Consider the following 19,281-nt stretch of genomic DNA (forward strand, 5'->3'; position numbering starts at 1 on the left):
CAGATTAACGGTTAACCACTCTTTCGATTATATCGACAATTTCTGCGGCCTTAGTCGAAACCTAAGGGCCGCAAACTGACGTTAGTTAGGCTAGCAAATAAGTCCCTCATTCTGCTTGAGATTGCCTTACGCTTATTCTCTGTTAATATATGTATAAATTCACAGTGATTGAGTGCTAACGACTTGCAGCAATTGGATCTTGTTCCGATCACCGACCTCAAAGGCGTCGCCAAAAAGGTCGCGGAGAAACTCGCAAAGCTCGGCATCACAACAGTACAAGATCTGCTGTTTCACTTACCCCTGCGCTACGAAGACAGAACCCAAATCTATCCGATTGCCGCCCTCATGCCCGGCAGTTACGGCACCATAGAAGCTGAAATCCAATCGACGCAAATCATCCAAGGCCGCAAGCGCATGCTGGTCTGCAATGTGCGCGATGATACGGGCAGCTTGAGCCTGCGCTTCTTTAACTTTTCTGTCGCCCAGCGTAATGCCATGCAAAATGGTTTAATGATCCGCGCCTACGGTGAAGTGCGCCGTGGTGGTCACCAAGCCGAGATAGTGCATCCAGAATATAAAGTCGTCTATCCCGGTGAAGATGTTCACCTGAGCGATACCCTAACGCCGATTTATCCCACAACTGAGGGCTTAAAACAGGCGAGTTGGCTAAAGCTGACCGAGCAAGCTTTGGCATTACTGGAAGATGGCGGTTTAACTGAGCTGCTACCACCGCAGTTGCAACCGAATAACATCAGCCTTAAACAAGCGCTGCAGACGCTACATCGACCTCCTGCGGGGATCTCTCAGTTCGATTTAGAGCTAGGCCAACACCCAGCCCAGCAGCGACTGGTGCAGGAAGAGTTACTCGCCCATAATCTCAGCATGTTACGCCTAAGGCAGCGCAGTAATTTAGATGCAGCGGTGACCATGCAGGCCACGGGGCAGTTGCTCAATCCCTTCCTCGCCGCTTTGCCCTTTAAGCCCACAGGCGCCCAGCAAAGAGTGGTGGCCGATATAGGCAAAGATTTAGAAAAGCCGCACCCTATGATGCGCTTAGTGCAAGGGGATGTGGGCTCGGGTAAAACCTTAGTCGCGGCGATGGCTGCGCTGCAAGCGATTGAAAACGGTTATCAAGTTGCCATGATGGCGCCGACCGAGCTATTGGCCGAGCAGCATGCAACTAACTTTGCCGCTTGGTTTGAGCCACTCGGGCTTAAAGTCGGTTGGCTAGCGGGTAAACTTAAAGGCAAGGCAAGAGCGCAATCCCTTGCGGATATTGAATCCGGCGCCGCCCAAATGGTGATTGGCACCCATGCCATCTTCCAGCAGCATGTGGTCTTTAATAAACTCGCGTTAATTATCATAGATGAGCAGCACAGATTCGGCGTACACCAACGCTTAGGTCTGCGGGAAAAGGGCGTGAGCCAAGGTTTCCATCCGCATCAATTGATCATGACGGCAACGCCGATCCCGCGCACGCTAGCGATGACAGCCTATGCGGATCTCGACACTTCTATTATCGATGAACTGCCGCCGGGACGAACTCCAGTAACCACAGTGGCGATTGCCGATTCACGCCGCAACGAAGTGCTTGAACGGGTACGTAACGCCGTCATCACAGATAAACGTCAGGCCTATTGGGTGTGTACTCTGATTGAAGAATCCGAAGTGCTCGAATGCCAAGCCGCCGAAGACACGGCCGAAGAACTGCGCCTCGCCCTACCCGAGCTCAATATTGGCCTAGTGCATGGCAGGTTGAAGAGCGCTGAGAAACAACAAATCATGGCCGATTTTAAGGCGGGCATCATTCATCTTCTTGTGGCAACGACAGTGATTGAAGTCGGCGTAGACGTGCCTAATTCCAGCCTGATGATCATTGAAAACCCTGAACGTTTAGGCTTAGCGCAATTACACCAACTACGCGGACGAGTCGGCCGAGGCGCCATCGCAAGCCATTGTGTGTTACTCTACAAGGCGCCATTGAGCCATACCGCCACCCAAAGACTGAGTGTACTCAGACAAAGTAATGACGGTTTCATCATAGCGCAGAAAGATTTAGAAATTCGTGGCCCGGGTGAAGTGCTTGGCACTAAGCAAACGGGACTGGCCGAACTGAAAATTGCCGACTTAGTGCGCGATCAAGCTTTGATCCCGCATATTCAAAAACTGGCAAATCACGTGATGGCGCAGGCCCCCGAAAAAGTCGATGCGATTATCTTACGTTGGCTGGGGCACAAGCAGCACTATGTGCAGGCTTAGGCTGTAAAGGGGAAAGGCCGAGGAGTGACATCTGCCTCGATACTCAAAATAAATTGTTTATGTTCAGCTAAGCGCTATAGACAAGCGCATGGAAACTTGCAAAATGAACCAGCGGCATTCCAATCGTCCGCTCTTGCACTTTTAATGTTAGCTGCATGTATTCACCACGTTACCTTGACACTCAAGCGAAGGATGTAAAATGCAAGTTAATCAAGATGATAGAATAACACCTCAAGAGACTTCTTCTAGCAGTAATCGCTTTGCGCTTTTTGCGATCGTGCTCGTCGTGCTGCTTTCTGTCGGAGGATATTATTACTACAGCGGTGACTCAGATTCACCTAAACTCATCCCTAACGCGCCAATTGTATTGCCTGAAACACCGCCCTCTGAGCCTATGACGCTCGAAAGTGCGCCAGAACCAGAGACCACAGAGACGACCCCCGTGGCCCCTGAAACGGACACTAACAGCCCAGCAACCCCTGCGGTAACTGAGCCAGAAGTGGTGGTTGAACCTGTACCCGCGCTGGCTGAAAGTGATGCATTTGTGCAACGAAAAGCCCTCGCCATTATCAATAACAATGTGCTGAGTTCTTCACTAGTACAGCAAGATCTCGCACGCCAATTTGTGGTGTTTGTCGACAACTTAGCTCAAGGTGAATTAACCCGCAAAGTGAGCCCACTCAAAGGGCCTGAAAAGCTATTCTCGGTTTCTGAAATCACCAACAAAGTGTATTTAAATCCAGAAGGTTTCCATCGATACGATGCCTATGTTGATTCGATTGCCAAAATGGACGAACAGACGTTAATGGCCACTTATAAGCAAATGACGCCTATGCTAGAGGAAGCCTTTAGCGAACTCGGCTACAGCAATGCCAAATTCAATGACAGAATGCTGCAAGCGATTAAAATACTGCTCGCGGCGCCTATCATTGAAGATCCGATTGAGCTGAGCTCTATTAGCGTTAACTATCAATTTGTTGACCCTAACTTAGAGGCACTACCCAGCGCGCAAAAACTGCTGATCCGTATGGGGCCAGAAAATACCCGCAAGCTAAAAGTAGCCCTACGCAAACTCGAGAGCCAACTGGCGCAGTAAAACCTTGCCGTGGTGAAGACAAAAGGCGCTCGTGCGCCTTTTTCATTTTGACCGTAAATCGCTAGGATAAAAAAGCCTGTCGAATGAGAATGCTATTGCGATATTTGTTACACAAATTCGATCTAACTGCCGAAAATCGCAGCGCTTGATCCCATTGCATTAACCCATACAATGCAAATGGCTTCATAAAAACGCGGGGCATAGTGTAGAATGACCCCGCTGTAGAGGTCATTCCAGCGTCATTCATCAAACGCGTTTACACCTCACTATGGTATGACAATCCATCAATGTTCTAACTTAGTTAGGGATAACTAAGACAGCTTAAATTTAGTGTCGAGGCAAAGTAGTGCAACTAACATTCAGCATTCTCTCTTGGGGCGCTTGGTCTCCCCAATATCAGCACCCGCAAAGTTGGCAAACTTGGTGCAAGAATTCGGCTGAATTAAATCTCGGTACGTCACAGTCTGATAGCACAGCTCCCGCACTCAAACACCTTCCTGCCATGCAGCGCCGCCGTTTTAGTCGCTTAACTAAGATGATGTTAGAGGTGAGTTTTCAGTGCGATATGCCGGCGAACTGCCGCTCAATTTTTGCCTCACGCCATGGTGAGTTGCAACGCACCATAGGACTGCTCGAAGACATTATCGCCAAACAACCCTTATCGCCCTTAGGTTTTAGTCAGTCGGTGCACAACACCGCCAGCGGCATTTTTGGCATAGTGGCGGCCAATACCGCGCCTTCAACCTCAGTTGCGGCAGGTACCGAAACCCTGTCACAAGCTATGGTTGAAGCCTTCGCCCAGTTACACCAATCGCCAGAACCCTTGCTGTTAGTGTTCGGTGATGATCCCGTGCCACCTGTGTACGATGAGTTTACCCAAGAATTTGAATTGCCTTTGGCCCTCGGCTTACAGCTCGCGCCCTTCGATGCGCCCGCTTCAGTCAAGCTCACTGTCAGCCGCATCTGTGAGTCGACAGCATTAAACCCTTTGACCTATGGCGCTTTTATTCACGCCCTAGCGACAACGCAAAATATTTCAGGCTGCTTATCCCAATGGCATTGGAAGCTTGAGCATGTTTGATACAACCCACAGCCATGACGCTGCCAATAGCCATGAAGATTCAATGCACAATGCCGCTTATACCCCGCCGGAAACTCGCCGCGCAGGGCTGAATTATGTGCCACGTTGGCTCGGCGGCGTGAGTTGTTATATCGCCTTTGGCTTAGGCGGCTTATTAAGCTCCTTGACCATTTTGCCTTTGCTGCGTTTTTGGCCAGGCACACCCGAGGCGCGGATTATTCGAGTCCAAAAGGCTGTGCATCTGATGTTCAAAGGCTTTGTCGCCATGCTCACTTGGGCGGGCGTGATCCACGTTAGCACCCACAGAGCACAACAATTGCACGACGCAAAAGGCGTTATCGTTATCGCCAATCATCCCAGCTTAGTGGATGTCGTCGTGTTGATAAGCCTCATGCCCAATGCGGGCTGCATAGTCAAACAAGGTTTATGGCGTAATCCATTTTTGCGTGGTGTGGTGTCCTGCGCGGGTTATATCCCCAATCGCGGCGCCGAACTCATGCTAGAGGATTGCCGTGAAGTGCTCGCTAGGGGCACCAATTTAATTATCTTCCCCGAGGGCACACGCACGGTTGTCGGCGCGACCATTAACGACTTTGCCCGCGGCGCCGCCAATATTGCCTTAAGGACAGAAGCCGATATTTTACCTGTGGTGCTGCGTACCAATGTGCGTGGTTTGACAAAGGAGCAACCTTGGTATGAGATCCCAAGGCAAACCATGGGGATGGCCGTTGAAATCGGCACAACAGTTTCTTACCAGAAGTACCAAGCGGCTTTAGGTGAGCATGCAAAAATGGCCCGGCAGCTGACGCGGGATCTTGAACACTACTATAAACAACAACTCGAAAATAATTATGAACTTAAACAATGAAATAAAGCAGTTAATCATCGACTGCCTCGATCTTGAAGACGTCAGTATTGATGATATTGAAACCGATGCACCGCTCTTTGGCGAAGGTCTAGGCTTAGATTCTATCGACGCCCTCGAACTCGGCTTAGCCATCAAGAAAAAATTTGATGTTAAAATCGAAGCGAACTCGGATGCCACTAAGGCCCATTTCCACAGTGTTGCCAGCTTAGCTAGCTTTATCGAATCCCAGCGTCCATAGGAGAGGAATATGCAAAATCGTGAACAAATCCTCGCCATGCTGACCACTATTTTAGTGGACGAATTCGAAATTGAGGCTGAGGCAATTACGCCTGAAGCCAACCTGTATGAAGAGCTCGATCTCGACAGTATTGATGCCGTCGACTTAGTGATAAAGCTGCAACAAATGACAGGTAAAAAGATCCAACCCGATGAATTTAAATCCGTTCGCACAGTCAACGATGTGGTGAATGCCATCGAAGGTTTAGTTAAAGACTAATGCGCGCCTTGCTACAGGTGTTAACCGCCCTAACCTTGCTAGCCTATCCGGTTGCCGTATATTTAGGGCTGAATTATTTGCCAGCTGGCACCATAGCACTCGTGTTGTGTTTATTGCTGATAGTTCGGTTAATGCTACAAAAGCAAAGGGTTAAGACGTTAATACTGCCGCTGTTGGTGGGGATAGCGCTCACCGCAGGCAGTTATCTTGCCAAGCGCAGCGACTGGCTTTTGTATTACCCTGTGGTGATAAATCTGACTATGCTGGCGCTGTTCAGTTATTCACTGCACACTGGCCCATGCATGATCGAGCGTTTAGCCCGCTTGAAAGAACCCGATTTACCGGACGAAGCCATTCCATATCTTAAAAAAGTCACCCTACTTTGGTGCGGCTTATTTATCTTAAATGGCTCGATGGCGGCTTATACCGCTGGCTTTACTAGCTTAGCAACCTGGACCTTGTATAACGGTTTGATTGCATACGTACTCATGGGACTGCTCCTCGGTGGGGAGTGGTTATATCGCAGCTTTTGGTTGAAGAAAACATGACACAGCTACTCAAAAACTGGTTAACCCAAGGGCCCTTTGCCCAACAACTGATCAGCTTTAATCACCACGACATAGTCACAGGTGCATTATTTACCAATCAGGTAGCGTATTTTTACGAGCAACTGCTCGCCGCGCCCGAAAAAAAATGGCTGCTCGCCAGTGATACCAGCGATCTGTTTGCCGTCGGATTATGTGCCGCACTGTTAGCAGGCAAGGAAATTATCCTGCCTCCCAACACCCAAACCGGCACCTTGAGCGAGTTAACCCACCAGTTTGAAGGCATATTATCGGACAAGCCATTGTGTGAAAGTCAGGCTTTTGTGCTGCTAAAAAAAGAGCTGAGCCTACCGAGTAAACCTTGGCCCGCGAGCGCGGCTATCGGCGAGTTAGTGCTCTTTACCTCCGGCAGCAGCGGCGAACCTAAGGCTATCCGTAAAACACTCAGGCAGTTAGATGTCGAAGTGTCAGTGCTCGAACAGACCTTTGCAGAGCATTTGCCCCATTGCAGTGTGGTTTCAACGGTTTCTCACCAGCATATTTATGGTCTGTTATTCAAGATTTTGTGGCCACTCGCCGCCAGTCGACCGTTTTTAAGCGAGCAGATTGAATACCCAGAAACCCTAAGTTATTACACTGCCTTACTGCCAAACCTGTGTTTGATCAGTAGCCCAGCCCAATTATCGCGCCTGCCTAAAGCGCTAGAGCACGAGCGGCAACTGCGCTCACCGAGCTTAGTATTTAGCTCTGGCGGGCCATTAAGTTTTGCCGCAGCCAAGGGTGTCAACCAATGCTATGGCCACCTGCCCATCGAAATTTTTGGTAGCACAGAAACCGGCGGCATCGCCTATCGCCGTCAACATGAGGCCGATGAACCTTGGCAAGTGTTTGACCGCATTTCAATAGATCAAGATCCGAGCGACGGCGCCCTGCTGCTGAAATCGCCCTATTTGGCCGACGATGAATGGCTGCGCTGCGAAGATAAAATCGAACCGACTGAAAATGGCCAGTTTAGACTCAAGGGCCGACTCGATCGCATCGTTAAGATTGAAGAAAAACGCCTGTCGCTGGCGCAAATGGAAACGCTGCTCTGCAGCCACACCTACGTTGAGCAAGCTGCTCTAGTAGTGCTGCCACAGTTTAAATCCCAACTGGGCGCTGTAGTGACACTGTCTGAACTCGGTAAAAACGTGCTGCAAGAACAAGGCAAACTCAGCATTAACAATGCCCTAAAGGCACATTTACTGACCCAATTTGAGCGCGTCACCCTGCCACGCCGCTGGCGTTATCCCGATATTTTACCGCTTAACACTCAGGGTAAGCGTGTCACAGCCCAGTTAGTCGAGTTATTTGACCATGATTAAATCGAGTTTTCCGCCGATCCTGCATTCCGATATCGGCGTTGATAACATTGAGTTACGTCTGTTAGTGGCGGCCGACCTTGAGTATTTTAACGGCCATTTCCCCGAACAAGCCGTGTTGCCGGGCGTGACACAATTAGATTGGGCGGTGCGTTTAGGCTGCCAACATTTCGGTTATTCAGAGGCGGTCGCTAACTTAGAAGTGCTTAAATTTCAGCAACTCATACTGCCGGGCCAAGAAGTCACCTTAAGCATTAGCAATAATGCCGCTAAGGCAAAACTCACCTTCGCCTATAGCGATGGTGACAACCGCTACGCGTCGGGCCGTATCGCCTTTGATACCTCGCCATTGGTCAATCAGTCTTCCGATGTCAACAATAACGGAGCGAGCCAGTGTTAACGCCACCCAGCGACCTTGTTGAGTCGGCGCCCATTAAGCTCGCCTTAGTGATCCCCAATTACAATCACAGCGCCGCGATTGCCCAGACCTTGGCCGAACTCGCCCAATTTAATCTGCCCTGTTATTTGATTGATGATGGCAGCAATGATGAAACTCGTTATCTGCTGCAATCCTTAGCCCAAACCTATCCTTGGGTGACGCTGCTGCTGCATCCCTACAACCGTGGTAAAGGCGCCGCCGTGATGACAGGGCTGCGCCGAGCCTACCGCGATGGCTTTAGTCATGCGCTGCAGGTCGATGCCGATGGCCAACATAATCTCGCCGATATTCCGGCTATGTTAGCAAGGGCACAGGCTAAACCCGATGCGCTGATTTCGGGTAAACCCGAGTACGATGAATCCGTGCCTAAGGGCAGGCTTTATGGACGCTACTTGACCCATTTTTGGGTATGGGTCGAAACCTTAAGCTTTGATATTCAAGATTCTATGTGTGGCTTTCGCGTTTATCCGCTGGCCGCCACCGAACGATTACTCTGCCAGCAAGCCTTAACCGAGCGAATGGATTTTGATATCGAAATCCTCGTCAAACTCTACTGGCAAGGGGTGGAGATTTTATTCCAACCGACCAAGGTGATTTATCCCGAAGGCGGCGTCAGTCACTTTCAAGCTGTGGCCGATAATGTGCGCATCACTAAGCTGCACACTAAGTTATTTTTCGGCATGCTCAAACGCCTCCCCTGGCTGCTGAAACGCAAACAATCGCAGCAGCAAGCCTATATTTCAGAGACCTCATCGAAGCCGCAAACAACTGCAACCACCCATTGGTCGGGCATGAAGGAGCGCGGCAGTTACTGGGGCATCAAACTGTTAGCCGAGAGCTATCGCTTTGGCGGCCATTGGTTGTGCCGCGCCATTATGTATCCAGTGATTTGCTATTTTTTCCTCACAGGCAAAGTCACCCGCGAAGCCTCGTTAGATTTTCTGCGCCGCGTGCAAAAACTTGAGCCGCAACATCCTAAACTCAATCGACCCGTAGGCTGGCGTGATAGCCTGAATCACTTTTTAGCCTTTGGCAATGCGGCGCTCGATAGAATCGATGCTTGGTGCGATCGCATCCAATTGAGCCAGGTGGATTTTCCCGACCGCCAAGTGCTGGCCAATCAGCTCGAAAGCGGCAAAGGCGCAGTGTTATTGGTATCGCATCTTGGCAATTTAGAACTCTGCCGCGCCATTTCCATCCACCAGCGCAAAGTCAAAGTCAACGTCATGGTGCTAACTAGCCATGCGGAAAACTTTAATAAAGTACTCAAACAGTTAAACCCAGATAGCACGCTTAATCTTATTCAAGTGACTGAGCTGAACCCTGCGACGTCTATGCTATTGCAGCAAAAGATAGAAGACGGTGAACTGGTGGTAATTGCGGGGGATAGAACCTCATCCAATACCCAAGGTCGCGTCATGTATGCGCCCTTTATGGGCCAAGATGCCGCGTTTCCACAGGGGCCGTTTATTTTGGCGGGCTTACTCGATTGCCCTGTGTTTTTAATGTTTTGCCTGCGGGAACAAGGGCGTTATCGGGTGCATTTAGAACGCTTCGCCGAAACACTGAAAGGCCCAAGAGCGGGCAGAATGGACAGATTACAGCAGGCGGTAAATCGCTACAGCGAACGTTTAGAATACTTCGCCAGACGCGAGCCTTTGCAATGGTTTAACTTTTTTGATTTTTGGCGTAAAGACAGCGAGTTCCAACGCGCTCCATCGCAGTTAGTACAGCCTAATCCGTTACCGACAACTTCAGCATCATCGCCGATCCCAGAGCAGGATCATAAGACAGACAGGACACAGCATTCATGAGCCACACCAAAGCAGCCGACTCCGAGAGTCAATCAGATCTACAGACTGTTGAGTTCGGCCGTCAATTTCTTACCTTAGAACAAGTGGTTGCCGTCGCCAAAGGCGCGCCAGTCAAGCTCTGTGACGATGCGGATTATCAAGAATATATCCAAAAAGGTGCGCGTTTTATCGATAGCCTACTGCACGAAGAAGGCGTGGTCTATGGCGTAACCACAGGTTATGGCGACTCTTGCACAGTCAATGTGAGCTTAGATCTGGTCCACGAATTGCCACTGCATTTAACCCGCTTCCACGGCTGCGGTCTAGGCGAGACCTTAAGCATAATGCAGGCCCGCGCTGTGATGGCTTGCCGTTTAAACTCCTTAGCCATTGGCAAATCTGGCGTGACCTATGAGCTATTAAAGCGCATCGAAACCTTGCTGAATCTCAACATAGTGCCAGTCATCCCAGAGGAAGGTTCGGTCGGCGCCAGTGGTGATTTAACGCCGTTGTCGTATTTAGCCGCCGTGTTAGTCGGTGAGCGCGAAGTGATTTACCAAGGTGAGCGCCAAGCGACTCAAGCTGTGTACGCTAAGCTCAACATCACTCCGCACGTCCTGCGCCCAAAAGAAGGCTTAGCCCTGATGAACGGCACCGCCGTGATGACAGCTTTAGCCTGCTTAGCCTTTGATCGCGCCCAATATCTTGCCCGCTTAAGTAGCCGCATTACCGCCATGGCTTCGTTAACGCTAAAAGGCAACTCGAACCATTTTGATGAAATCTTATTTGCCGCCAAACCGCATCCAGGGCAAAACCAAATCGCCACTTGGATACGGGAAGATTTGAATCACCACGAACATCCACGAAATTCTGATCGTCTGCAGGACAGATATTCCATCCGCTGCGCACCGCACATTATCGGCGTGTTGCAGGATGCCCTGCCGTTTATGCGTCAGTTTATCGAAACCGAAGTCAACAGCGCCAACGACAACCCGATTGTCGACGGCGAAGGCGAGCATATTCTCCACGGTGGTCATTTTTACGGCGGCCATATCGCCTTTGCGATGGATTCGCTGAAAAATACTGTGGCCAACTTGGCCGATCTTATCGACCGTCAAATGGCGCTAGTGATGGACCCTAAGTTTAACAATGGCTTACCTGCCAACTTATCCGGCTCAACCGGTCCACGCCGCGCGATTAATCATGGTTTTAAAGCGGTGCAAATTGGCGTATCGGCGTGGACGGCAGAAGCACTCAAGCACACTATGCCCGCCAGCGTGTTCTCACGCTCGACCGAATGCCACAATCAAGACAAAGTCAGCATGGGCACTATCGCCGCCCGTGACTGTATGCGCGTGCTGCAATTGACCGAACAAGTGGCCGCAGCTGCATTACTCGCCATGACCCAAGGTATTGGTTTGCGTATCGCCCAAAATGAACTGGACGAAGCCTCGCTCACCCCCTCATTGGCGAAAACCCTAGCTCAAGTGCGCGCCGATTTTGAGACCTTAATCGAAGATAGGCCGCTCGAAGCCGTGCTACGCCAAACCATAGCTAAAATCCAAGCGGGCGAATGGGAAGTGTGCCGATGAAATCATTGCTCACTATCGATATGGAAATGCAAATCCCCTTCCACGATGTGGATTCTATGGGGATCACTTGGCATGGCAATTACCTGCGTTATTTCGAAATAGCCCGCTGTAAACTGCTCGATGAGCTGGGCTATAACTATCGACAAATGCAAGCATCTAACTATGCGTGGCCGATTATCGATTTGCAGATTAAGTACGTCAAAGCCAGCACCTTTGAGCAAAAAATCACAGTGCGCGCCGAGCTAGTCGAGTGGGAAAACCGTTTAAAGATCAATTATCAAATTCGCGATGTTGAAACCGGTGCCCGCATCACTAAGGGCTATACCATTCAGGCGGCGGTCGATATGAGCACCCAAGAATTGTGCTTTGTTACCCCAGACGTGTTCCGTAACAAAATCGCCACCCTGCTCGCCAAGGTGGAAGACTAATGAACTCAGTACTCACCAAGAGTTCTGCGCTGACGAAGAATCCTGTGCTGACAAAGTGTGCATTATTTCTCTGCTTAGCTTTTGCTTTGATAAGCAGCCTGCCACTCAAGGCTGAAACCTTAAGTGACAAGCTTGCTGAGCCCGGTGTTTATCAAGCACTCTTTAGCCAAAGTGCCGATGCAGCACAGCTTGTCACCTTAAGCCAAAAGCTTAACTTGGGTGAAACGGTGCGAGGCCAGTTTGTGCAATCTCGGCAGTTGAAGGTGCTCAAAAAGCCGTTAATCAGCCAAGGACAGTTTATCTTCGACAAAGAGCAAGGGCTGATTTGGCAACAGATAAAGCCCTTCGAATCCCTGCTGATTTTAAAAGATAAACAACTGATCCAGCGTGATAGCCAAGGTCGAGTCCAAGTCAGCAAGGCCGACACCTCGGCAAGCGCCGCAGCTATGGGCGATTTATTGCCCAGCCTAGTGCGCGCTATGCTCGGCGGTGATATTTCCGGTTTAAGTGAGAACTTCGAGCTGCACTTCCTCAGCACAGACAAGTTAAACGCAGAAAAGTTAAGCCCAGAGAACTTGAGTCCAGGCAGCCAATGGCAATTGGGCCTAACGCCCAAAGATCCCTTAATGAAAAAAGCCATCGCCAATATGGTGTTAGAAGGTAGCGATGTATTGCAATCCCTAGTGCTGCTGAGCGCCGCGCCGAATGTGGCATCACAGGATATGACCCGCATCGACTTTAGTGCGCTTTCCCAAGGCACACTCAGCGAAGCCGAATTAGCGCAGTATGCGTTGGTGCTCGAGGCGAGCAAGCCTTAGCCATGGCCTCCAACTTCGCCGCGCGCGCCAATCAAGCTTTGATGCAATCTTCCCCAAAATGGCGCCTCGCCATTTGGTTGCTATTGATGTTGGCTGCAAGTTTGTGGACGCTGCAACTCTGGCAAAACGGCGCACGGGTGCAGAGCGATATTCTCGCCATGCTACCGCATTTACAGCAGGATAAACTCACAGAGCGCGCCCTTAACCAAGTTGAAGCCACGCTCGCTGACCAAGTCTATATTGCGCTCGTCGCCAAGGATGAAACCACGGCAATAGCAGCGGCTAAGCTGTTGATGCAAAAGCTTGAAACAGACCTTGTTGCTACTGGCAAAAATGCTGCACTCACAGAGATTCGCAGCGCCGATATGCAGCTCGGTGAAGCGCTAGGACAATTCTATTTCCCCCACAGATTTAAATTACTGACAGCGCCGCAAGCTGAAGCGTTAGCCAGCCAAAATATTGAAAGTCTGATTGAGGCGGCCACAGCGCAGCTTTACAACGCCTTTAGTTACGCCAATAGCAACTTGCTCGCCCAAGATCCGCTGCTGTTATTCCCGGCCAATTTACTCGCCCTCGCACCGAGTTCAAAAGTCAGGGCCAGCCAAGGGATACTGCTCGCGAATCAAGGCGATAATGTTGCCGCGGTCGTCATGGCAAAGGGACGAGAAAGTGCTTTTAATCCCAATGCGCAATTAGCGCAGATGACGGCATTAACCCAAGGATTGGATGCCGTTAAACAAAGCTACCCAGATATTACCGTGCTCAAAGCTGGCGCCCTGTTTCATGCCCTTGCGGCAACGCAAACGGCTAAGAGTGAAATATCGATCCTCGGCCTAGCATCCTTACTTGGTGTGATAGCCTTAGTTTGGTTGGCGTTTCGCTCAGTGATGCCGCTACTGCTAGCAATCGTCACCATTTCCAGCGGGCTGTTGCTCGCCGTGACTTTTACCTTAAGCGTATTTGGCGAGCTGCATTTACTCACCTTAGTGTTTGGCACTAGCTTGATTGGCATTGCCATCGACTACAGTTTTCATTTTTACTGCGAACGCTTAAGCGATACAGAGCGGAGCGCACAGGCCACAGTGGCGTATATCTTCCCAACGGTGACGCTCGCCTTTATCACCAGCGCCTTGGCTTATGTCGGCATAGGTTTAGCGCCGTTTCCCGGCATGCAGCAAGTCGCCATCTTCTGCGCCGCGGGTTTGCTCGGGGCCTATCTCACCCTCATTCTCGCCTATCCACTGTTAGCGGGCAGTCGTTTGCCTGAAGGCTCCCGCCCGTTAGCGCTTGCGGGGACTTACCTTGCCAGTCTCACTCAGTTATGCAAAAGATTCACCACACCATTAGGCATGGGCATGTTTGCTTTGGTGATACTAATCTGGTGTTTAGGCGGCGTAACAAAGCTAACCGTCGATGACGATATTCGCCATTTACAGCAAAGCCCTGCAAGCGTGACTGAGCCAGAAAACCAGCTACGTCAGTTACTCAGTGGCGGCACAGACAATCAATTCTTATTAGTGCGCGCACCGAATGAAGAAGCCCTGCTGCAACAGCTTGAGCGAGTGTCACCCATGCTTGATGCCGCTATCGCTAACCAAGAGTTAGGCAACTATGTCAGCCTCAGTCGTTATCTGCCTAGCCATCAAAGGCAAGACACGGCTTACCGCTTACAGGGCAAAATTTATCAAACTCAGCTAGAGCTAGTGCTTACAAGCCTTGGGTTGGATGAAAATCTAAAGCCAGAACTGCAAGCCGCCTATTTGGCCGCGCAAACAGATTACATCACGCCAGCAACATTCTTTACGCTAGGGGCAGGCAAGCAACTCGCGCCGCTGTGGCTCGCGCCGAATGGCAAGGCCACCGACTATGGCGCAATAAATGATGGTGACACGCTAAATGATGATGGGGCGAGCGCGGATCAGGGTGCCGATTATGGAGCCATAGTCCTCCTTGGTGGCATTCAGCAAATCGATGCCCTTAAGGCGCGTTTTGCCCATGATGAAAGCGTACAACTTATCGATAAAGTCGCGGACATTTCCGCCGTCATGGGCCACTACCGACTGTTAACCCTAAAGCTGTTAGCCCTTGCTCTCGGTATCGCACTCTTGCTGTTTAGCCTGAATTTCGGCATTAAAAAAGCGGCGGTTGTAGTTGCTGTGCCAGCCCTTGCGGCCTTGCTCACGCTCGCAACTTTAGGCTTCACGGGCTCGCCACTGAGTCTGTTCCATGCACTGGCGCTCATTTTAGTTTTCGGGATTGGCATAGACTACAGCTTGTTTTTTGCCTCAGCCCAGAACCACGGCAAGGCCGTGATGATGGCGGTGTTTATGTCCGCCTGCTCGACCCTATTGGCCTTTGGTTTACTTGCCTTTAGCCAGACCCAAGCGATTCATTACTTTGGCTTAACCCTGTCGCTGGGCATAGGGTTTACCTTTTTACTTTCGCCGTTGATTTTGACTACAACACAGGCTTTAACCAACAATCCGCTTCTAACGACTAAAAAGTCCTGATGACTACAAGGAACGTACTTTACATGTCTACACCCGTTCACGATTTATCAACTATGCCAAATTCACTTGATATCGATGTGGCCATTATCGGCGCAGGGCCTTCAGGTGCCATCGCCGCTAGCCTGCTGCACCAGCAAGGTAAGCGTGTGCTGGTGTTAGAGAAACAGCATTTTCCTCGCTTCTCCATCGGCGAAAGTTTACTGCCCTGCTGCATGCAATTCATCGAAGAAGCGGGCATGTTAGATGCGCTCAATGCTGCCGGATTCCAGCATAAAAATGGCGCCGCCTTTCGTCGCAATGGCACTTATACCACCTTCGATTTTACCGATAAATTTACCCCAGGGCCGGGCACCACGTTTCAAGTGCAGCGCGCCAGTTTCGATAAACTGTTAGCCGATACCGCCCAAAGCCAAGGGGTCGACATCCGCTATGGCGAAACAGTCGAGGCGATCGATTTAACCGAGACCCCACGCTTAACTGTGCGCAATGAACAGGGCGAGCTTTATCAAATCAATGCCCAATATGTGCTCGATGCCAGCGGGTTTGGGCGCGTGTTACCCCGCTTGCTCAACTTAGAAAGTCCGTCTTGCCTGCCTCCGCGCAGCGCCATCTTTACCCATGTGGAAGACAACATCAGCGATGCTAACTTTGATCGTAATAAGATTTTGATCAGCGTCCACCCTGAACACAAGGACATTTGGTACTGGCTCATTCCCTTTAGCAATGGCCGTTGTTCACTCGGCGTGGTGGCTGAGCCGCAGTTACTTGAGCGTTTACAAGGTTCCCTTGAGCAACAATTGATGAGCATAGTCAATGAAGAACCAGGGCTAAAAGCCCTGCTGGCCAATGCGAAAGTGGTGCAGGAATGCGCCACGCTCAAAGGTTATTCTGCCAATGTGTCACGCCTTGCGACCGACAAGTTCGCGCTATTGGGTAATGCAGGCGAGTTCCTCGATCCTGTGTTTTCCTCCGGTGTGACTATCGCCATGCAATCGGCGTCTATGGCGGCAAAATGCCTAACGAAACAACTCAATGGCGAAGCGGTTGACTGGCAAGCCGATTACTCAACGCCTTTGATGCAGGGCGTGAATGCCTTCCGCACCTATGTGCAAGCTTGGTATGATGGCCGCTTTCAGGATGTGATCTTCTATGAGGAACCGAACGAGCGTATCAAGCAGATGATTTGTTCTATTCTGGCGGGCTATGCTTGGGATACTAATAATCCCTTTGTTAAAGACTCGGAGCGCCGCCTGAATATGATAGTCGAACTGTGCCGAAATCCAGCCGCCACTCCAGCATTCGCAGAGGTCTAATCGCATGCTGCTAAACCTTAACGCTAAATGGCTAATCATCCCCGCCCTGCTGCTCGCAAACCTTGTGCTGACGGGCTGTAGTGAACTGCTGTTCAGGCAGACCTGTGTTGGGCTCGCTAAGGATATGCGTTATTGTTTGGCACCATTGCCCCATGATTTTGCTCCCGCGACCGATAAGCCGTTGACTCAGCCAAGGATAAAGTCCACGACCAAGCCCACGACTGCGCCTACAACTAAGCCTACCGTCATGGCGAGTCAGCAAACCGACAGCAACACAGGCGTATCTTCACCCCAGTCCTTTAGCCAAAAAGTCAGTATTAAAGTGGGGAAAGAGTCCCACGAACTGCTCACTCAATTGGAGTTAGAGGGCGAGCGCATGACGCTCGTGGGTTTAGCGCCACTCGGACAGGCGTTGTTTACCTTGGTTTATGATGGGAATACACTCAGCAGTGAGCAAAGTGTGCTGCTGGGTGACAATTTTAAAGCCGAGTATTTAATGGCGATGATGCAACTGATCTATTGGCCTGAGCAGAGTATTCGCGCCCATTTGGAAGGTGGCCATTTAGTGACTGGTCTTTGCGATACGGTTGAGGGAAATCAGGGCGATACGCTTATAGGCACCCGAATGAATACAATCCCCTGTCGCCAGATCTATAGCCAAGATACCTTGATCAGTAAAAGCGCCCTGCAAACCCATGTGGTGCAAATCCGTTATCAACAAGATGTCGGCGACGCCCTATGGCAAGCACACATCAGTCTAACTATGCCACAGGCCAAGTTTGAGCTAGAAATCGAACCTATTTAACCTTTTAACACCCGCACTTCACTGTGCCATGGTAAAAAAACGATACGCTATGATGAACAGAGTCGCCATTACACAAATTGGACTGTGTACCCCGCTAGGGCAAGATCCCCAGCAGATTTTAGACCGCCTGATCGCAGGCGATACCAGCGCGATGCAGCGCAGTGACACACTCCTGTTCGAGCACCCAACCTTAGTTGCACCCGTGACGGCTGCGCTACCAACCATTCCTGCAAAGCTCATCCAGTTCGATTGCCGCAATAACCAGTTACTGCTGTGCGCCGCACTGCAAATTGCCGCCACAGTTGAAAAAGCGAAACGGGATTTGGGTCATGCCCGCATTGGCGTTGTGTTAGGCACCAGCACCTCTGGCATATCTAAAGGTGAAGCGGCCCTAAGCTATCGCAATCAACACGGCCACTTTCCGGCGGATTACCACTATTTCCAGCAGGAACTCGGCAGCACTAGCGACTTTTTGCGCCAATATTTTGAGCTAGATGGCCCTTGCTACACGATTTCAACCGCCTGCTCCTCCAGCGCCAAAGTCTTTGCCAGTGCCAAACGTTTACTCAGCGCTAACCTCTGCGATATGGTGATTGTTGGCGGTGTCGACAGTTTGTGCCAACTCACAGTTAATGGTTTTAATGCTTTGGAATCCGTGTCCAAAGGCCACTGCAATCCTTTTAGCATCAACCGTGATGGCATCAATATCGGCGAAGGCGCAGCACTTTTCGTGCTAACGGCGGGCGAGTCCGATGTGATGCTCGCGGGTATTGGCGAGTCGAGCGACGCCCATCATATTTCGGCGCCACATCCCGAAGGTGCAGGCGCCATCACCGCCATGCAAGCGGCGTTGCAGGATGCAAACATTGCAGCACAAGACATCAGTTACATTAACTTGCACGGCACAGCCACACCCAAAAATGATGCGATGGAAAGCCGCGCTGTAGTTGAAGTATTTGGCATCAACACGCCGCCATGCAGCTCGACCAAACCCTTAGTCGGCCATACCTTAGGTGCCGCTGGCGCGATTGAAGCCGCCTTCTGCTATTTATTACTCTCGGCACATAATCACGACCAAGCCCTGCCGCCCCATCAATGGGACGGCCAAGTCGATCCGCAGGACCCGCCCATTGCCTTAGTCGAACGCCATCGAGTCGCCGCAAAAGGCACACTTAACTATGTGATGAGTAATTCCTTCGCCTTTGGCGGCAGCAATGCCAGCCTGATTTTTTGCCGTAACGAGGCCTAGTACCATGCAGTTACTTAAAATTAACCAACCCTTTGCCGAACAAGATATTGCCGACTTTATCCCCCATAGGGCGCCAATGATTTTGCTCGATAAAGTCATTGGCTATCGCCGTGATAACCTAGAGACCGAAGTCACTATCACAACCCAGAGCCCCTATTTTGATGATAAACATCAAGCCGTACCCAATTATGTCGGCATCGAATATATGGCCCAAAGTATTGCTGCACTGGCCGGAGTAGAAGCTAAACTGCGCAATGATAAAATCCGCGTGGGTTTTCTATTGGGCTCGCGTAAATTAGCGCTCCATGCCAAGCAATATGAGCTCGGGTGCACCTATCGCATCCAAGTCAGCCGCCTCTATCAAGAGGGATCGGGATTAGCGGTATTCGATTGCCAAATTTATCTGCTGCCCGAAGCCGGCACTGAACTTGAAAAGAGCTTAGTGGCCCAAGCCAATGTGAATGTGTTCCAACCTCAGGACACACAAGCCTACCTTGCAGGCAATCAAGACGCAGCAAATAGAAGCCTTGGGCACTAAAGCAATAATGTAGATAAAAAGCGTTAAAGCGCATTAACAATGCTACCTTTTTACCATAAATACATAAAACCCCATACCGACACATAACGA

At 50.5% G+C, this 19,281-nt stretch carries 18 protein-coding genes; all 18 read left to right on the forward strand.

Features of this window, described 5'->3' with window-relative positions; genetic code table 11:
* Positions 1-183 precede the first annotated feature (183 nt).
* The 18 genes from recG to AYJ58_RS01065 all read left to right on the forward strand — a co-directional run bounded on the left by recG (position 184) and on the right by AYJ58_RS01065 (position 19,191).
* Positions 184-2,259, forward strand: a complete 2,076-nt coding sequence (gene recG / locus AYJ58_RS00980; protein ID WP_106648359.1) for an ATP-dependent DNA helicase RecG — start codon at positions 184-186, stop codon at positions 2,257-2,259.
* Positions 2,260-2,458: 199 nt separating this feature from the next.
* A complete protein-coding gene (locus AYJ58_RS00985) occupies positions 2,459-3,355 on the forward strand; it encodes a DUF3014 domain-containing protein (protein WP_106648360.1) in 897 nt (298 codons plus the stop codon).
* A 346-nt stretch (positions 3,356-3,701) separates the two neighbouring features.
* A complete protein-coding gene (locus tag AYJ58_RS00990; RefSeq protein WP_106648361.1) occupies positions 3,702-4,436 on the forward strand; it encodes a beta-ketoacyl synthase chain length factor in 735 nt (244 codons plus the stop codon).
* Positions 4,429-5,304, forward strand: coding sequence for a lysophospholipid acyltransferase family protein (locus tag AYJ58_RS00995; RefSeq protein ID WP_198555563.1), 876 nt, complete (start codon positions 4,429-4,431; stop codon positions 5,302-5,304). The genes AYJ58_RS00990 and AYJ58_RS00995 overlap by 8 nt, the downstream gene beginning before the upstream one ends.
* Positions 5,288-5,542, forward strand: coding sequence for a phosphopantetheine-binding protein (locus AYJ58_RS01000; protein ID WP_006079824.1), 255 nt, complete (start codon positions 5,288-5,290; stop codon positions 5,540-5,542). The genes AYJ58_RS00995 and AYJ58_RS01000 overlap by 17 nt, the downstream gene beginning before the upstream one ends.
* Before the next feature lie 9 nt (positions 5,543-5,551).
* Positions 5,552-5,800, forward strand: a complete 249-nt coding sequence (locus AYJ58_RS01005; RefSeq protein WP_011982196.1) for an acyl carrier protein — start codon at positions 5,552-5,554, stop codon at positions 5,798-5,800.
* Positions 5,800-6,348, forward strand: a complete 549-nt coding sequence (locus AYJ58_RS01010) for a hypothetical protein (RefSeq protein ID WP_106648362.1) — start codon at positions 5,800-5,802, stop codon at positions 6,346-6,348. The genes AYJ58_RS01005 and AYJ58_RS01010 overlap by 1 nt, the downstream gene beginning before the upstream one ends.
* On the forward strand, positions 6,345-7,709 hold the full coding sequence (locus AYJ58_RS01015; protein ID WP_106648363.1) for an AMP-binding protein: 1,365 nt from the start codon (positions 6,345-6,347) through the stop codon (positions 7,707-7,709). Before AYJ58_RS01010 ends, AYJ58_RS01015 begins: the two co-directional genes overlap by 4 nt.
* A complete protein-coding gene (locus tag AYJ58_RS01020; RefSeq protein ID WP_106648364.1) occupies positions 7,702-8,106 on the forward strand; it encodes an ApeI family dehydratase in 405 nt (134 codons plus the stop codon). The genes AYJ58_RS01015 and AYJ58_RS01020 overlap by 8 nt, the downstream gene beginning before the upstream one ends.
* Positions 8,100-9,959: a glycosyltransferase family 2 protein gene (locus tag AYJ58_RS01025; RefSeq protein WP_106648365.1), complete on the forward strand. Its 1,860-nt coding sequence runs from the start codon at positions 8,100-8,102 to the stop codon at positions 9,957-9,959. Before AYJ58_RS01020 ends, AYJ58_RS01025 begins: the two co-directional genes overlap by 7 nt.
* A complete protein-coding gene (locus tag AYJ58_RS01030; protein WP_106648366.1) occupies positions 9,956-11,530 on the forward strand; it encodes an HAL/PAL/TAL family ammonia-lyase in 1,575 nt (524 codons plus the stop codon). Before AYJ58_RS01025 ends, AYJ58_RS01030 begins: the two co-directional genes overlap by 4 nt.
* Positions 11,527-11,958, forward strand: coding sequence for an acyl-CoA thioesterase (locus AYJ58_RS01035; RefSeq protein WP_106648367.1), 432 nt, complete (start codon positions 11,527-11,529; stop codon positions 11,956-11,958). Before AYJ58_RS01030 ends, AYJ58_RS01035 begins: the two co-directional genes overlap by 4 nt.
* Positions 11,958-12,776, forward strand: a complete 819-nt coding sequence (locus AYJ58_RS01040) for an outer membrane lipoprotein carrier protein LolA (RefSeq protein ID WP_106648368.1) — start codon at positions 11,958-11,960, stop codon at positions 12,774-12,776. The genes AYJ58_RS01035 and AYJ58_RS01040 overlap by 1 nt, the downstream gene beginning before the upstream one ends.
* Before the next feature lie 2 nt (positions 12,777-12,778).
* On the forward strand, positions 12,779-15,286 hold the full coding sequence (locus AYJ58_RS01045) for an MMPL family transporter (protein ID WP_106648369.1): 2,508 nt from the start codon (positions 12,779-12,781) through the stop codon (positions 15,284-15,286).
* 23 nt (positions 15,287-15,309) lie between these two features.
* Entirely contained in the window at positions 15,310-16,599 is a 1,290-nt protein-coding gene (locus AYJ58_RS01050; RefSeq protein ID WP_106648370.1) for an NAD(P)/FAD-dependent oxidoreductase, read from the forward strand.
* 4 nt (positions 16,600-16,603) lie between these two features.
* Positions 16,604-17,404 carry a DUF3261 domain-containing protein gene (locus AYJ58_RS01055; RefSeq protein ID WP_106648371.1) on the forward strand — a complete coding sequence of 267 codons (801 nt, stop codon included), beginning with the start codon at positions 16,604-16,606 and terminating at the stop codon, positions 17,402-17,404.
* Between the two features lie 49 nt (positions 17,405-17,453).
* On the forward strand, positions 17,454-18,653 hold the full coding sequence (locus AYJ58_RS01060) for a beta-ketoacyl-[acyl-carrier-protein] synthase family protein (protein ID WP_106648372.1): 1,200 nt from the start codon (positions 17,454-17,456) through the stop codon (positions 18,651-18,653).
* A gap of 4 nt (positions 18,654-18,657) precedes the next feature.
* Entirely contained in the window at positions 18,658-19,191 is a 534-nt protein-coding gene (locus AYJ58_RS01065; protein WP_106648373.1) for a hotdog family protein, read from the forward strand.
* The last annotated feature ends 90 nt before the right edge of the window (positions 19,192-19,281 follow it).

Source organism: Shewanella sp. Pdp11 (assembly GCF_002838165.1).
Classification (GTDB): Bacteria; Pseudomonadota; Gammaproteobacteria; order Enterobacterales; family Shewanellaceae; genus Shewanella; species Shewanella hafniensis.

Excerpts from the sequence above, each read along its gene's own strand:
- AYJ58_RS00985 (WP_106648360.1), top strand. The coding sequence starts at position 2,459 with ATGCAAGTTAATCAAGATGATAGAATAACACCTCAAGAGACTTCTTCT.
- AYJ58_RS00995 (WP_198555563.1), top strand. The coding sequence starts at position 4,429 with ATGTTTGATACAACCCACAGCCATGACGCTGCCAATAGCCATGAAGAT.
- AYJ58_RS01000 (WP_006079824.1), top strand. The coding sequence starts at position 5,288 with ATGAACTTAAACAATGAAATAAAGCAGTTAATCATCGACTGCCTCGAT.
- AYJ58_RS01005 (WP_011982196.1), top strand. The coding sequence starts at position 5,552 with ATGCAAAATCGTGAACAAATCCTCGCCATGCTGACCACTATTTTAGTG.
- AYJ58_RS01010 (WP_106648362.1), top strand. The coding sequence starts at position 5,800 with ATGCGCGCCTTGCTACAGGTGTTAACCGCCCTAACCTTGCTAGCCTAT.
- AYJ58_RS01015 (WP_106648363.1), top strand. The coding sequence starts at position 6,345 with ATGACACAGCTACTCAAAAACTGGTTAACCCAAGGGCCCTTTGCCCAA.
- AYJ58_RS01020 (WP_106648364.1), top strand. The coding sequence starts at position 7,702 with ATGATTAAATCGAGTTTTCCGCCGATCCTGCATTCCGATATCGGCGTT.
- AYJ58_RS01030 (WP_106648366.1), top strand. The coding sequence starts at position 9,956 with ATGAGCCACACCAAAGCAGCCGACTCCGAGAGTCAATCAGATCTACAG.
- AYJ58_RS01035 (WP_106648367.1), top strand. The coding sequence starts at position 11,527 with ATGAAATCATTGCTCACTATCGATATGGAAATGCAAATCCCCTTCCAC.
- AYJ58_RS01040 (WP_106648368.1), top strand. The coding sequence starts at position 11,958 with ATGAACTCAGTACTCACCAAGAGTTCTGCGCTGACGAAGAATCCTGTG.
- AYJ58_RS01045 (WP_106648369.1), top strand. The coding sequence starts at position 12,779 with ATGGCCTCCAACTTCGCCGCGCGCGCCAATCAAGCTTTGATGCAATCT.
- AYJ58_RS01050 (WP_106648370.1), top strand. The coding sequence starts at position 15,310 with ATGTCTACACCCGTTCACGATTTATCAACTATGCCAAATTCACTTGAT.
- AYJ58_RS01055 (WP_106648371.1), top strand. The coding sequence starts at position 16,604 with ATGCTGCTAAACCTTAACGCTAAATGGCTAATCATCCCCGCCCTGCTG.
- AYJ58_RS01060 (WP_106648372.1), top strand. The coding sequence starts at position 17,454 with ATGATGAACAGAGTCGCCATTACACAAATTGGACTGTGTACCCCGCTA.
- AYJ58_RS01065 (WP_106648373.1), top strand. The coding sequence starts at position 18,658 with ATGCAGTTACTTAAAATTAACCAACCCTTTGCCGAACAAGATATTGCC.